The 14,627-nt window shown below is 71.8% G+C and carries 15 protein-coding genes; 11 read left to right on the top strand and 4 right to left on the bottom strand.

Translation table 11 applies throughout. The annotated features are described in order from the left end of the window. Positions 1-15: 15 nt before the first annotated feature. Positions 16-516, bottom strand: coding sequence for a DinB family protein (locus JW613_RS03290; protein ID WP_209209135.1), 501 nt, complete (start codon positions 514-516; stop codon positions 16-18). Between the two features lie 28 nt (positions 517-544). After that, positions 545-1,168: an SAM-dependent methyltransferase gene (locus JW613_RS03285; RefSeq protein WP_372447887.1), complete on the bottom strand. Its 624-nt coding sequence runs from the start codon at positions 1,166-1,168 to the stop codon at positions 545-547. Positions 1,169-1,260: 92 nt separating this feature from the next. Here JW613_RS03285 and JW613_RS03280 point away from each other — a divergent pair, with 92 nt between their 5' ends. The 6 genes from JW613_RS03280 to JW613_RS03255 all read left to right on the top strand — a co-directional run bounded on the left by JW613_RS03280 (position 1,261) and on the right by JW613_RS03255 (position 7,941). Further along, positions 1,261-1,884, top strand: coding sequence for a helix-turn-helix domain-containing protein (locus JW613_RS03280; protein ID WP_209209134.1), 624 nt, complete (start codon positions 1,261-1,263; stop codon positions 1,882-1,884). Positions 1,885-1,894: 10 nt separating this feature from the next. Continuing rightward, positions 1,895-2,710 carry a hypothetical protein gene (locus tag JW613_RS03275; RefSeq protein ID WP_209209133.1) on the top strand — a complete coding sequence of 272 codons (816 nt, stop codon included), beginning with the start codon at positions 1,895-1,897 and terminating at the stop codon, positions 2,708-2,710. Positions 2,711-2,989: 279 nt separating this feature from the next. Further along, the gene (locus JW613_RS03270) at positions 2,990-3,451 is read left to right on the top strand and encodes a DUF6196 family protein (RefSeq protein WP_209209132.1); all 462 of its coding nucleotides are present in this window, start codon (positions 2,990-2,992) and stop codon (positions 3,449-3,451) included. A gap of 224 nt (positions 3,452-3,675) precedes the next feature. After that, positions 3,676-4,695 (top strand): aldo/keto reductase, encoded by a 1,020-nt coding sequence (locus tag JW613_RS03265; protein ID WP_209209131.1) that lies wholly within the window; start codon positions 3,676-3,678, stop codon positions 4,693-4,695. Positions 4,696-4,872: 177 nt separating this feature from the next. Next, the gene (locus JW613_RS03260; protein WP_209209130.1) at positions 4,873-5,031 is read left to right on the top strand and encodes a hypothetical protein; all 159 of its coding nucleotides are present in this window, start codon (positions 4,873-4,875) and stop codon (positions 5,029-5,031) included. Between the two features lie 162 nt (positions 5,032-5,193). Beyond that, positions 5,194-7,941, top strand: a complete 2,748-nt coding sequence (locus tag JW613_RS03255) for a class III lanthionine synthetase LanKC N-terminal domain-containing protein (protein ID WP_209209129.1) — start codon at positions 5,194-5,196, stop codon at positions 7,939-7,941. 90 nt (positions 7,942-8,031) lie between these two features. Here JW613_RS03255 and JW613_RS03250 read toward each other — a convergent pair whose 3' ends face one another. Next, complete coding sequence (locus tag JW613_RS03250) at positions 8,032-10,056, bottom strand: CocE/NonD family hydrolase (protein ID WP_209209239.1); 2,025 nt, start codon at positions 10,054-10,056, stop codon at positions 8,032-8,034. A 24-nt stretch (positions 10,057-10,080) separates the two neighbouring features. After that, a complete protein-coding gene (locus tag JW613_RS03245) occupies positions 10,081-11,367 on the bottom strand; it encodes an ATP-grasp domain-containing protein (protein WP_245224811.1) in 1,287 nt (428 codons plus the stop codon). A gap of 238 nt (positions 11,368-11,605) precedes the next feature. On the opposite strand from JW613_RS03245, the gene JW613_RS03240 reads away from it, so the two are divergent. From JW613_RS03240 to JW613_RS03220, 5 genes are all read left to right on the top strand, one after another. After that, complete coding sequence (locus JW613_RS03240; RefSeq protein WP_209209128.1) at positions 11,606-11,953, top strand: aliphatic sulfonate ABC transporter substrate-binding protein; 348 nt, start codon at positions 11,606-11,608, stop codon at positions 11,951-11,953. An 81-nt stretch (positions 11,954-12,034) separates the two neighbouring features. Next, a complete protein-coding gene (locus JW613_RS03235; protein ID WP_209209127.1) occupies positions 12,035-12,340 on the top strand; it encodes a hypothetical protein in 306 nt (101 codons plus the stop codon). A 58-nt stretch (positions 12,341-12,398) separates the two neighbouring features. Beyond that, the gene (locus tag JW613_RS03230) at positions 12,399-12,758 is read left to right on the top strand and encodes a hypothetical protein (protein WP_209209126.1); all 360 of its coding nucleotides are present in this window, start codon (positions 12,399-12,401) and stop codon (positions 12,756-12,758) included. Positions 12,759-12,764: 6 nt separating this feature from the next. Then, positions 12,765-14,189, top strand: a complete 1,425-nt coding sequence (locus JW613_RS03225; protein WP_209209125.1) for a hypothetical protein — start codon at positions 12,765-12,767, stop codon at positions 14,187-14,189. Positions 14,190-14,253: 64 nt separating this feature from the next. Beyond that, positions 14,254-14,616, top strand: a complete 363-nt coding sequence (locus JW613_RS03220) for a hypothetical protein (protein ID WP_209209124.1) — start codon at positions 14,254-14,256, stop codon at positions 14,614-14,616. The last annotated feature ends 11 nt before the right edge of the window (positions 14,617-14,627 follow it).

The raw sequence follows: 14,627 nt of genomic DNA, 5'->3' as shown, positions 1-14,627 counted from the left end.
GAAGGGACGGCGAAGTCAGCGTCCGGTCGCGCCGTCGATCAGTTCCCGGAGGATGTCTGCGTGGCCGGCGTGCCGGCCGGTCTCCTCGATCATGTGGGTGAGTGCCCAGCGGACGCTGGGAGCGGGGCTGTAGGGCCGGGGGCGGGGCACCGGTGCGGCGAGGTCGGTGCATCCGTCGAGCACTTCGTTCGCCTGCGCGACCGCGCTCCGGTAGCGGGCGACGACCTCGGCCACGCTGTCCGCGGGAGCGGCGTGGAAGGTCGCCTGCCAGTCGGTGACCCGGTCCCCGAGGAACGTCGACCGTTCGACGTGGGTGAGGTGGTTGAGGAGACCGAGCAGGTTGGTGCCCGACGGCACGCCGGCAGTTCGGGCCTCCGGATCGGGGGCGTCCTCGACCTTCGCCGAGACCGAGTGGCGGAGGTGGTCGAGAAAGCCGCGCAGCACCTCCGTCTCGCTGCTTCCGGTCCGGGGCGGCGGGGTGTCGCCGCGTCGTGCGCGGCGGGGGGCGATGGGCATGATGACTCCTCGCGGGAGGCGCACCGCTTCACGCGGCGCGGCGGACGATCAGGATGTGGTCGGTGACCTCGGCGGTGCGCCCTTGCGGTCCGGTCGCGGTCCGACGGGACGCCGCGGCCCGCTCGAGGGGCCATGTCGCCGGGTCCAGGCCGATGTCCTCGGCGACCTGCCGGGGCGTCGGGTACCGGACGTCGGGGTCCTGGTTCCACGACCACGGAGCGGTCGATCCGTGGTCGACGACCAGCAGCCGCCCGCCCGGGCGCAGCGCGTGCGCGGCCTTGCGCAGGACGGTCGCCCGGTCCAGGTCGTCAGGAGTGTGCAGATAGTGGGCGCTGACGAGGTCGAACGCGCCCTGCGGGAAGGACTCGTGCAGATCGTGCCGCTCGGCGGCGATCCGCTCGCCCAGGCCCTGTGCGAGGGCGAGCTCGGTGAGCCGTCCGAGGGCCACGGCCGAGACATCGACGGCGGTGACGTGCCACCCCTGGCGGGCGAGCCACAGCGCATCGCCGCCTTCGCCGCATCCGAGGTCCAGCACGTCGCCGGGAGGCAGGTCCGTGACCGTCTCGGTGAGCCGTACGTTCGGCCGCGGATCGGTGGCTGCCGGGCGGGCCGCGTAGACGCCGTCCCAGAACGTGACAGGGTTGGTGGTCATCAGTGGGCTCCTTCTGCCGGGGAACGTGTGGGAGTCTCGCCCGGCAAGTCGCGTTCTGGCACGGCCTCTTGCCGTTCTGGCAAGATGATCCGATGGACGGCGGATCGGAAGACGTTCTCGACCTCGTGGGGCCCCGGCTGCGGGCACTGCGCCATGAACGCGGTTTCACCCTCGCCGACCTCGCGGCGGAGACCGGCGTCTCGCAGAGCACTCTGTCCCGGCTGGAGAGCGGGCGGCGCCGGGCGACGCTGGAGCTGCTGCTGCCGCTGGCCCGTACGTACAACGTGCCGTTGGACGACCTGGTCGGTGCCCCGCGCACCGGCGACCCCCGGATCCATCTCAAGCCGCTCCGGCGGTTCGGGATGGTCTTCGTTCCGCTGTCCCGGCGGCCGGGTGGTACGCAGGCGTTCAAAATGATCATCCCTGCGCGGCCGGAGCCGCTGGTACCCGATCCGCAGACCCACGAAGGCTTCGAGTGGCTGTATGTGCTCAACGGTCGGCTGCGACTGCTGCTCGGCGAGCGCGACCTGACGCTCTCGCCCGGGGAGGCAGCCGAATTCGACACGTCCCTGCCGCACTGGCTGGGCAGCGCCGACGGCGGCGCGGTCGAGCTTCTCATCCTGTTCGGTCCGCAAGGCACACGCGCGCATCTGCGCACCCCGCCGGGCCGCTCGCCGCGCGGCGGAGGACACGATGAACCCGCCGGCCGCGATTGAGGAAGCTGCCATGCACTGCGGAACGACTGTCGGAGTACACGGGATCCTCGATCGGCATCCCTGGCTGGCAAGCGGCGATCAGGACGAGCTTTGCGCGTCCGTACTGGATCTCGCACTGGTACGAGTAGATGCCTACGGCTGGCACGCCCCCCACGGCTGGCGGACCCGGACGGGGAAGAAGCTCTTCCACGTCCCGGACCGCTGGCTCGACTGCGACAAGGGCGGCGACTGGTCCGGCCGCAACCAGATCGGCGAACTCGCCTGGATGCTGGCCTACGTTCCCGAGGACGCCCGTCAGCCGCGCCTTCCGGTCCTCCCCATGACCAGGACACTCGTCGACGCGCTCGACCGGGTGGGCACCGTGACGTTCACCGCCTTGCAGGCCTACCTGCCTCTGCAGATCACCGCGGGGGACGCGACGGACGACTTCGACGACATGCGCGAGTGGTTCTCCCTGGCCTCGCCCGCGGCCTCCGTGGACATCCATGTGACCGTCTCCGCGGCTCCCTCCAGGGCCTGGGAGCCGCCCGATGAGGCCGCTCGCGTGCGGGACGCCGTCCAGGAGCGTCTGGGCGCGGCGGCCGAGGCGGAGATCGCGTCCTCGGCGGACACCTCCCGGGTGCCCGGCCGGGCGCAGACGCGATCACCGCTGGAGGGCGCGCGGAGGACGGCGCATTTCGTGTGCCACGCGCGGGAGTGGACACCGGATGTCGCGGTGTGGCTGGTCGAAGTCACGGGGGACGCCCTGCGTGCGACGGGGCACTCGGCGCCCGTCGTGGTGACGGTCTCCTCGACCGCCCTTATGCCGGGGGTCGGCCGAACATGAGGATCAGGAGGGTAGCGAGGGAGAGTACGGCGAGACCGCCGGTGGTCAGGCCGATGACGCACTGGACGCGGTTGAGCCGCTGGTACAGGCCCATGATGCCGAAGGTGACGGCGAGACTGCCGCCGGAGGCCGCCGACCCGCACGGTGCTGCCCGCCCGGGGGGCGATGACGTCCGCCCTGGAAGCGATGACGTCCGCCCTGCTGCGGATCGTGAGGGTGGCGTGCGTCACCTCGTACCGGTGCCGGAATTTCGCCGTGGCGTCCGAGGCTGAATGCCCCATGGTGAACATCAGTCACGAAACGGATCAGGAAGTACGCGGGCGGCTGCGGCGCGTGCTGGCCGAGGCCACGTTCAAGGAGTTGCCGGGGCGCTGGGCGTATCACGAGCACCCGGCCGGAGGGCTGCCGCAGCCGTCCACCGACGCGCTGGCTCTGGTGCGCGACGAGGAGGGATGGTCGGTCCTCGAACCGGCGCGAGGCGACGAAGCGGAGGTCTTCGGCGTCTTCGCCTTCCACTTCCCCGCCGCCGCCGACAACAGCGGCTTCGTCGGCTGGCTGGCCGGCGAGCTCAAGAGCCGGCTCGGCACAGGCGTGGCCGTGCTCTGCGGCTACAACTCCGCGCAGGGCGGTATCTACGACTACTGGCTCGTCCCGGCGCAACTGACCGACGAGGCCGTGGCGCATGTACGGAGGCTGGCCGCGGGGACCGGGGAAGCCGGGACCGGAGAGGACGACCGGTAGGAGAGGTCCTGGTCGCCGGGCCACCGGGGGCGCCCCTGTCCAGTAGTTCACCGGACCTCTCCTCACTTCGCTTCACCTCACCTCACCACAACACATCCCGCGCCGGAGCTCTTGCCAAAGCGGAACCCCGTTCCGTATCGTTGTTTCGGAACGAGGTTCCGCTTACTTGTGATGCCGTGGCCACCCCCACCCGCCCGGCTTCACCGCAACGAGGAGACACAGCCATGCAGTACCGCACCTTGGGCCGTACCGGTGTGCAGGTCAGCACCCTCGCGCTCGGCGCCATGAACTTCGGCAGCATCGGGCGCACCACCCAGGACGAGGCCACCGCCATCGTCGACGCGGCCCTTGAGGCGGGCGTCAACCTCATCGACACCGCCGACATGTACAGCGACGGCGAGTCGGAGGAGATGGTCGGCAAGGCCATCGCCGGTCGCCGTGAGGACATCGTGCTGGCCACGAAGGCGAACATGCCGATGGGCGACGAGCGCAACCACCGGGGGAGTTCGCGCCGCTGGCTGGTCACCGCGCTGGACAACAGCCTGCGCCGCCTCGGCGTCGATCACGTCGATCTCTACCAGATCCACCGGTGGGACCCGAGCACCAGCGACGAGGAGACGCTGTCAGCACTGACCGATCTGCAACGCGCGGGAAAGATCCGCTACTTCGGCTCCTCCACCTTCCCCGCGTACCGCATCGTGCAGGCGCAGTGGGCCGCCCGCGAGCATCATCTGAGCCGCTACGTCACCGAACAGCCCAGCTACTCGATCCTGCAGCGCGGGATCGAGGCCCACGTCCTGCCGGTGACCGAGCAGTACGGGCTCGGTGTGCTGGTGTGGAGCCCGCTGGCGTCGGGCTGGCTGTCGGGTGCGATACGCGAGGGCCGGGAAATCACCACCAGCCGCTCGACGTTCATGCCGGAACGCTTCGACACCTCCCTCCCTGCCAACCGGGCCAGGCTCGAGGCCGTCGAGCAGCTGGCCGAGGTCGCCGACGAGGCGGGGCTGACGATGATTCAGCTCGCACTGGGCTTCGCGACCGCGCACCCCGCCGTGACCAGCGCACTCATCGGCCCCCGTACGCTGGACCATCTGCACTCGCAGCTCGCCGCCGCCGATACCGCGCTCTCCGCCGATGTGCTCGATGCCATCGACGCCATCGTCGCCCCCGGTACCGACCTCGCCGCACACGAGAAGTTCGACGCTCCTCCCGCGCTGCTCGACCCGTCACTGCGCCGCCGCTGAGCCGCCGAGGGGCAGCCGCTACCTCCGCCGAGGGGCAGCCTGTCGCGGGGCCGGTGCAGGGGCCTTGCCGCGCGCTCAGCGGGCACTCTAGGCTCTTTCACATCACACGCACCAGAACCTCAAGTGCCGTGATACAGAACGGATTTCATAGCACTTTCCCCAGTCACGGGAGACACCATGGAATTCCTGTCCCAGTTCGCTCCCCGGGACGCCGGGGTGCTGAACCAGGAGCCCGAGGTGGCGTTCCACGAGAACGACCTCGGCTCCTCAGCCACCGACCGCTGCCCGATCACCTACTGCGACTACACCTGCATGGGTACCGGCAACACCGGCTGACCCGGCGCGTCACCACCGGTGCGCCGACCACCGCGCGCGGCGGTCGGCGCACCTCACGACGGCCCGAGGAGGCCCCCGCCCCCGGACGCCACGGCGTGCGCGGGCGGGCTTCCCCTCGGGCCGCCGGTGCGCGACGACCCATGAGCAGCGAGGAGCAGCAGCGTGGCCGACTGGAACGCGGAGGACGCACTCCGCCGGCTGATCGAGGAGCACCGGACGTCGCACTCGCTGGTCACCGGGGCCACCTGGACGCGGGTGAGGTGCGAGCCCGCGCCCGAACTTCCCGACCACGGCTGGAAGCTGCACATCTCTTCCCGGGTCGACGGGCTGCCACGGCTGGCCGAGGCACTTTTCCCGCGTCTGCTCGCCGAGGGCTGCTCGTTCAAGGTGGCCCGCTCCGACCGTGTGCTGCGTCGGCTCAACGGCGCCGAAGCCGGTCCGGGCGCCGTGGGGAAGGCCGTCACCGTCTATCCGCCCTTCGAGCGAGTCCGCGAACTCGGCCTGGAGCTCGCCGAGTTGCTGCGCGGGCACCCCGGTCCCCGGGTGCTCAGCGACCGTCGGGTGGCCGACGACGCCCCTGTGTACTACCGCTACGGCCCCTTCCGCGCCCAGTGGCGCAGCGGCCCTTACGGCACCCTCGTGGTGGTCATCGACGGGCCGGACGGCGAGGAGTTCGAGGCCGCCGCCTCCCTCGGCTACCGCCAACCCTCCTGGGTGAGCGACCCGTTCCGGGAGGGCGAGCCCCCCACCGCAGGGGAGGCCACCGCCGGGGACGCCGCCGGGGAGGCCACCGCGTCGCGGCCCGGCACCGAGGTGTTGCTGGGTGGCCGCTACCGCGCCGTCGAGGGCGTGTACGAGTCGGCCCGCGGCAATGTCTACCGCGCCGTGGACACCGCACACGCCACCGACGGCCCGGCGCCGGCGGGCACCGTCATCGTCAAGATCGCCCGTGCTCACGTCAGCGAGGACCGCGACGGCAACGACGTGCGGGTCCGGTTGCGCAACGAACGCCGCATCCTGACGGCGTGTGCCGGAACGCCGGGCATCCCCCGCTTCCTCGACCACTTCGCCCACGCCGCCGACGAATACCTGGTCACCAGCGACGTCGGCGACCGCAACCTGCTGGAGCGGATAGGGCGCGACGGCGCGCTGCTGCCGGCCGGTGCGGCGGCCACTCCGGGTGACGACGAGACCTTCGCCCGCCTCGCACGCGAACTCGCCACCACGCTCCGCGCGCTGCACGCCAAAGGCGTGGTCATGCGGGACGTGACGCCCCGCAACATCGTCCTGGACGCCACCGGGCGCGCCCACCTCATCGACTTCGGCATCTCGGCGCTCGACGGCATCCACCTGCCGGGTGGTACACCGGGCTACGCCCCCAGGGAACAACTCGACCGCAGCCAGGAGCCCTCGGTGGTCGACGACCACTACGCGCTCGGCATGGTCCTCGCCTTCGCCGCCACCGGGCTGCCCCCCGTCACCGGAGAGGCGTCGTCAGCCCTCGCCCGCACCCGTACGCTGCAGTGCCTCGACGCCGTGCACGGCGGGCGCCGGCCCGGCCTCCTCGCGGTGGTCGGCGACCTTCTCGCACGTGAGCCGGAACGCTCCGCCCGGGGGCTCGACGACCTCGTCTCCGGGAGGTGGCGTACGCGTACCGGCACCGAGCACCGTGTTGCGCCACCACCGGCCGCCACCCCGGACCGGGTGGCCGACCTGGCGGACCGGGTGCTGGAGCTGCTGGTGGCGGAAGCGGGGGAGTACCACCTCGGTGGTGAGGCCGCGGACTTCCCCGCCGTCGACGCCAGTTTGTACACCGGCAGCGCGGGCATCGGGCTGGAACTGCTGCACCACCGCCACCGGCCGGGCGTGCCGGAGCTGCTGCGGCGCCTGGCCGGGCACGCCCACCACAGCCTGGCCACCGTCCCCACCGCCGAGGGCCTGTTCTCCGGGCGCACCGGCACCGAGGTGTTCCTCGCCGCCGCCCGCCGCGCGGGAGTGGAGGTACCGACCGGCCCCGTCCTGCCCGCCGTGGCCCGCAGCAAGGCGCCTCCCTCTCCGGGGGCTTCGGAGGGTCCGGACGCTTCGGAGGCTCCGGAGGTCCTGAAGGCCGTCGACTTCGATGTCGTCTCCGGTCACGCAGGCGTCGGCCTGGGCAGGCTTCTGCTGGCCGACCTCGGTGACCTGGAGGCGCTGGGGGCGGCGGCGGTCCTCGCCGAGCCGCTGCTGGAGCGAGCGGACCTGGCCGACCTGCCCGCCCATGTGGTCGGCGAACTGGGACGGGAGACCGCCTTCGGCTACGCCCACGGGTATCTGGGCGTCACCGACTTCCTGCTGCTGCTCGCCGACCGCACCGGTGACCAGGGGCTGCTGCGGACCGGTAGGCAGCGGGCCCAGCGGCTGGCCGCCCTGGTCCCGGACCTGGTGGCTGCCGCCGAGGCGCCCTCCGCCTCCCAGATGACGGTCTCCTGGTGCCGGGGGATCGGCGGTCTCGCGCGGGTGCTGCGCCACGCCTGGCTGGTCTTCGACGAGCCCGCCTTCCGACGGGCCGCCGAGACCGCCACCGGCGGCTGTCTGCCGTGGCTGACCCGGCTCAGCACGCTCGGCCAGTGCTGCGGCACCGCCGGAGCGGGCTCGGTCCTGCTGGACCTGGCGGTGGACTCGGGGGACGCGCGCTGGCTGGACGCCGCCCATGAGGCCGCCCGCCACCTGATCCGGCGCAGCCACGGCCCGGACGACGCGCCGGCCCTCGTGGCCAACGCCCACACCAGGGACGCGCCCTGCTCGTGGGCGCAGGGCTACGCCGGCATCCTGACCTTCCTGCGGCGGCTGGGCCGGCCGGAGAGCCCCGACCTGCTGCCGGAGCCGGTGGCGCGGTCGGTGGCGGTACCCGAGCCGGCGGTCAGCGGCTGAGCCCGACGGCCGCCGCGGGGGCCGGGGTACTTCGCGCCGCGGGGCACCGGCGGTACCTCTGCGGCGACCGGCCCGCGTCCGGCGTCGTCGTCATACGTGGTCGCGAGGGATGGTCCATTCCCAGTTGCGGGACCGCACCCGGCGGTTGTCCTCGTAGGCGTCCATGGTGGCGTGCAGATGGAAGTGCGCGGCGTCGGAGGTCAGCACGGTGCGGGTGGTGGTGTGCACATCCCAGTCGTCGCGGGCGAAGCCCATCACCCACTCGATCTCGCCGCGCACCGATCCGAAGTCGTCTCCGGTCCAGCTGTAGCGTTCATAGGCACGGCGGGTCACCCGCAGATCGATGTCCTCCATGTACATGACGCCGAGATCCTTGACGACCTCCAGCGCCGAGCCGTACTCGACCAGATCGCGTGAGACCGTCCAGCGCTGCTCACCCGGCCGGATCACCTTGCTCGACAGCGGTGGCGCGCCCTCGGGCTCTCCGAAGTGCGGTGTCGGCAGCTCGTCGGGGTCGGTCATCGAGCGGATGGGCAGTTCCAGCTCGCTCTCGGACGGATGCACGGTCAGCCGCACCGGCTCCGGTGGCGGCCACGCCAGCGGCCAGTACGAGGTCGACAGCGCGGCGCGGATCCGGTGGCCGGCCGGGAACGCCTGGGCCACGCCGTTGAGCTGGACGCGCACCCGGTAGCGCTCACCCGGTACGAGAGCTTCCGGCTCGGCGTGCCCGTTGCGGTGGTTGAGATTGAGCAGCCCGTACGTCACCCGCGTCGCACGTCCGTCCAGGGCGACGTCCGAGAGCCGGACCGCGATCATCGCCACCGGGCGGTCCACCTCCAACGTCGCGTGCAGCACCGGCCCGCCGAGGATCTCGCAGCGCTCGGTCAGCGGCTCGCTCTCGAAGACCAGTGCGCCGCCGTCCTCCTCGCGCTGGTCGTAGGGCAGGTCGGGGGGCGCGTTGTAGGAGCACCACTTTCCCGCGAACTGCCCCACCGAAAGCGGCGATTCCACGCTCAGCGGCGGTGAGTCGAGCTGTTCGCCGGGCTGTCCGATCCGGTGGTCGCCCAGTGGATATCGGACCCGTTGCACATGCGGCGAGAGCCACGCGGGTTCTCCCACCCAGCGCCCGGGGCGCTGGTCGTAGGAGGTGGACGGCGGCATGCTCTCCTGCATCCACGTGCACAGCATCGGCTCGTCCATCACGCCGTTGTCCTCGTCCTTGAGCCAGTGGTCCCACCAGCGCACGAGCTCCTGCAGAAAGCCGATGGCCGGGCCGGGCACGCCCAGGTGCGGGTACTTGTGCGACCACGGGCCGATCAGCCCCCGGCGGGGGACCTTCAGCCGCTCCATCAGCCGGAAGACGGCGTTGGAGTAGCCGTCGGCCCAGCCGCTCACGGCGAGCACCGGGCACGCGATGTCGGAGTAGTCCTCGCAGACGGAACCGTGCTGCCAGTACGCGTCGCGCCGCTGGTGGTTCAGCCACTCGGCCAGCCACGGGCTCATCCCGTCCAGCCGCTCGTACCACATCTCCCGCCACCGGGAGCCGACCACCTGGGGATCCGGTGGGCACGAGGTGTAGGCGAACATGGTGGAGGCCCAGGAGAGATTGTCGCTGAGCAGGCACCCGCCCATGTAGTGCACGTCGTCGGCGTAGCGGTCGTCGCTGTAGCTGAGCGCGGCCACCGCGCCGAGTCCCGGGGGGCGGCGCGCGGCGAGCTGGAGAGCGTTGAAGCCGCCCCAGGAGATGCCCATCATCCCGGTGCGGCCGTTGCACCAGGGCTGTTCCGCCATCCAGGCGAGGACGTCCTCACCGTCCTCGAACTCCTGTTCCAGGTACTCGTCGGTGAGCAGGCCCTCGGAGTCCCCGCTGCCCCGCAGGTCCGCCCGTACGCACGCGTAACCGTGCCCGGCCAGATAGGGATGGTTGATCGAGTCCCGCAGGGCGGTCAGATCGCGCTTGCGGTAGGGGATGAACTCCAGGATCGCCGGGACCGGCTCGGTGTCGGAGGCGAGTGGCCGCCAGACGCGCGCGGCCAGCCGTGTACCGTCACGGGCCGTGATCCAGACGTGCTCCTCCTCCTTGATGGCGTGGGGTGAGGAGCTGACCTCCTTCATTTCCGCAGCCCGCATGCGGCTCTCCTACTCGTCGAATTCGAACGGCAGCAGTTCCAGGCAGCGCCGGTACTTCGCGTCGAGCTCGGTCTCGTCGCCGGCCCCGAGGTAGAGCGCGGCCAGTTCGTAGCTGTAGCTGTCCTGCGAGGGCAGCTCGGACAGCCGCCCGCCCGCCTTCGCGACGATGTCGACGATGGTGCCGGGCATCTCGCGCCGCACCCGCAAGATCTCGTCCCGGCTCGGGCACCGCCGCACGTACGCGTCGGAGAACCGCCGCAGGAACCACTTCGCGGCGACGCTGTACGGGCCCTCGCGGAACGGCAGCCGGGGCTCCTCGCCGAGCGCGAGGCTGAGCATGCACTGGTAGTTGGGCAGGCCGTCGACGTATTCGAACAGGGGTGCGTGCGACTGGGACAGTCTCGGGTTGACCTCGACGATGTTGACGCGGTCGCGCTCCCGGTCCCAGAAGTACTCGATGTTGAACGTCGAATTGTCCAGACCGATCTGCCGCACGACCCGGTCGGTGACGTCGATCATCCGCTCGATGACCTCGGCCGGCGCCGAGGACGGGTACTGGTACCGCAGGAAGCTCGACGTGCCGGGATACAGCAGGGAGTCGATCACCCCGTACACCTGGACCTTGCCGTCCCGGCAGTAGCCCTCCACCGTGATCTCGTGGCCGCAGATCTCCTCCTCGGCCAGGCATGCCTGGCCGCCCGCCTCGGCCACCTCCGGCGGGGGGTCCACCATCGAGAGCACGCAGTCGAACGCGCTTCCGACCCTGCTGACGCCCTCCCGGATCCGTCCGGCCGCTTCGGTGAACTGCTGAACGTTCTCCGCCTTGAACGCCAGCTCGGAGGAGTAGGACTTCACCGGCTTGAGCCACATCGGGAAGCCCACCCCCGGCGGCGGCTCCGGGTTGTCGAGGTCCACCAGGGCGAAGGGCGGGTGCGCGTTGCAGACCTTCTGCTGCTCCAGCCGGCTCCAGAACTTGTCCTCGCACTTGACGACCGCCTCCAGCGGGGCGGACGGCAGGCCGTGGCGCCGGCACAGGATCGGCACCATCGAGCTCACCGGGAAGTCCCAGTAGCCCACGATCGCGTCGATGGGCCCGTCGAAGGCGTCCAGCCTGCTCTCCGCCTTCTCCAGCAGGCCGCGCAGCGGCACCGGCGCGCCGTGCATCAGCTCCTCCCGGCCGAGCAGCGCGTGGAAACGACACCCGTCCCGGAGCGCGACGTCGTGCAGCAGCGCGCGGTTGCGCTCGTCGAGGCCCAGCACGAAGACGTTTTTCGTCCGACCGGTCATAGCGGACATATGCGGCATTCTACTCCCACCCGGTCCGCGCTGCCCGTCGTCGCAGGACCAGGGCGCCCGGGCGACGACGGGGACGAGAGCGGCGAACAGTCCGGCTCCTGCCGCGCCATGTCGACCAGGGCACCGGAGCGCCCGGCGAGGCGCGGCGGCGCTACGCGAGTGCTACGCAGCTGCTACCGCCGGCCCATAGCGTCGGGAACGTCCTTGCAGACGGGTTCCGGTGAGCACGGGGAGCGGCATGTCCGGTGACTACGACGTCAACATCAGCACAGAGGCGGTCAAGGGGATCGAGGGCATCGTCGACGACGCCTTCGAGCGGATGAGTACGTCGGCCAAGACGGTCGGCAGCCAGGGGGAGCAGATCGCCATGGCGTACAAGGGCAGCGGAACCGCCACCGCGATGGACAGCTACAGCAACCTCGCCGGCGCCGGCACGGCGTTGAGCGACGCGCTGGAGGGGCTCAAGAGCGACCTCAACCTGACCGGCGAGCACGGGCACGAGACGGACGACCGGGCCAATCAGGCGATGCAGCAGGCGGCGGGCGGCGGTGTGGCCTCGGGCGTGCAGAGCGGTATGCGGGCCTGACGGGCCAAGCGGCCGACCCGGCGGGAAGCCGACGGCGACCAGGGCTCGGGCGGCACGACGACGAGAGGGGAGAGAGGGCACATGGGGACGGACGGCCACTACCAGTTCAGCGACCTGGGGCTCGGCGACGTGCAGAGCATCGGCCGGCAGCAGGTCGAGGAGTGCAACGCCATCTGGGGCGATGTGATGACCAGGATCGCGGCGCTCTTCCCGGAGGGCCAGATCGACCAGGGGCTCGCGATGGTCCTGAGCGACCGCAACGAGCAGTACAAGCAGAACGTCGAGCGTTACGTCGAGGACCTGGGCCTGCAGAACGTGGCGGTGGGCAACACCCGCGACATCGCCGCCGAGGGCGGGGCAGCGATGCGCCGGGCCGCCAGCATGTGACCGTGCTCGCCGCCGGCGGCGAGCACGGAAAGGAAGACGGGGGAGGGGGATCAAGACCATGGAGGGGACGGGTGACACCGAGGACTACAACGCCGACGCCTCGCGCAACACGCAGGCTCGCCTCTCGGAGCTGGAAGGGCTCGGATTGCTGAAGGCGACCTTTGTCGGTATCGCCTCGCCCGCCGGGATCTTCGGCAAGGTACCGAACGGTGCGGAAGCCGAGGAAGCGCTGCGCGGCGCGGCCCGCGGCCTGCTCGACGAGCTGGAGCGGGCCGGGATCTCGGTGGAGAACATCGTCGGCAACGCGGGCACGGTGGCGGATATCGCGGACATGACCGACGAAGAGGCCGCCCTGCAGAACAGCATGGCCGCTGCCGCCGCGCGTGCGCACGGCGGTAATCAGTACGAGCTGGAGTGAGCCGCCGTGGCCGACGACTTCCACAAGACGATCGATGTGATCCTCAGTGCCAACGACTACGCCATGAAGGCCGCGGCGGGTGCGTGGATGGCGCTGGCCGGTGCCGCGACCGGGAGCAGCGACAGCCTCAACGGCATCGCCGCCGAGACCGCCGCCGAGCCCGGTATCGGACTGGTCGAGCTGGCCGACCGGCTGGGCCGCGTCGGCGGCTGGGGAGACGGCGCGGCCGCACTGGCCATGTCCGTGAGCCGCCAGCTCCAGAACGCGGGAGAGGCGTCGTCCATGGCCGCCGAACGGGCCCAGAGCCTCCTGCTGGAGTACCAGAACGAAGTGGAGGCCCGTGCGGGCAAGGAACAGGACGCCACTTCGGGAGGGAACGGGGCGGTCACGCTCCAGGCCGACAAGGCCCTGGCCATGCACGGCTCCCGGATCGAGGAACTGCGCAGGGAAGCCGAGAGCGAACGGGACACGCTCGTCGCCGTCTTCGGCGAGGTCATCGGCGGCAACGCGCCCCCGGCGCCGGAGGTGGGCGCCGCGGCGGGTGGCGGGGTGCCGGGGGGCGGTGCGGGCCCGGTGGGCGCGGGTGGCGGTTCCGCAGCCACCGCGGGCGGCGGCACCGACGCTCCCACCCACCTCGCCGCCAACGGGGCGGCCATCGGTACCGACGCCTACCCCTACTCCTCGGTCGTCGGCGTCGACGGCGGTGACTTCGCGGGCTGGGTCCGCAGCCCCAACACCGGCTTCCTGGTCGACCCGGCGACCGGGCGGGAGTTCGACCCCGTCTCCGGGCGCTGGATCGACCCGCTGACGGGGCGGCCGTTCGGAGAGGTCACCGACTACGCCACCCGGCTGGCGGGGCTCGGCGGCGGACCCGGCGGTCTGGTGGGAGCCGGCGGGGTCGGTCTGGTGGCGGTCGGGGGAGGCCCGGCCCCGGCGGGCAGCGGCTTCGCGGGGCTGTACGGCGGCGTCCTGCCGCCCAGCCTCGCCCATACCGGACCGGCGCAGCCCCAACTGGCCCGGCAGGCGGCGGGCAACCTCGCCCACAAGGCGGAGGTCGCCAACCGCTTCGCCGCCCGGGAGGCGGCCCAGGGCGGACGGCCGTATCTGCCCCCGCCCGGAGCGGGGTCCCAGGCAGCGGCGACCGCGCGGGGGGCGGCCGCCGCGTCCAGGACCCGGCCCCGGCTGTTCGGGGAGCCTCCCGACACCTGGCGCGCCCGCGCGGCCGACGCCTCGGCCCGCCACCGCCTCGCCGGTCCCGCCCCTGCCGCGGGCGGCGCCCAGGGGGCGGCGCGTACAGGCAAGGGCGGGGACCGGCGCGAGCGGCGCGATTCCGGAACCGGGTCGCGCTCCGCCGCCGACAGCTCCGGCAAGGAGGCGGACCGGACCTGGCGCAGCACGCGTAGGGCCGGCCGGGGCGTGCTGGGTGAGTAAGGGGGCGCTGAGCGCCCGGCACCACCGGCATCCCGCAGTACCGACGACATCGGAGTAGCACGGTATGGCAGCGGACGAGGGACTTGAGTACACGCCCGACGGATGGCGCGAGGGCGGCAGGATCAGCAACAGATCCGCCGACGCGGCCGAGGAGGCCCGCCGGTACCTCCGGGGTGTGGAGGCGTCACCGGCCCGCTTCGGCGGCGCCGACGCGTACGTGAACGCGCTGAACGCAAACAGCGACCGGCAGGCGGGCAGCGCGGGGCGGGCCGCCGAGGACAGAGACACGATGAGCGCCGCCGACCACCAGGTCGCCGACCTGGGGGAGGCGACCGACACCGCGGCCGACAGTGCGATACGGGCCGCCGACACGACCGGCGCCGCCGGGCAGAGCGCCGTCTCACGCGGTGTCGCCGAAGGCATGTGAGCCGATGAGGA

It is taken from the genome of Streptomyces smyrnaeus, assembly GCF_017676345.1.
GTDB classification, from domain to species: domain Bacteria; phylum Actinomycetota; class Actinomycetes; order Streptomycetales; family Streptomycetaceae; genus Streptomyces; species Streptomyces smyrnaeus.
The sequence above is the reverse complement of the archived record's forward strand: the minus strand, read 5'-3'. Positions and strand labels throughout refer to the sequence as shown.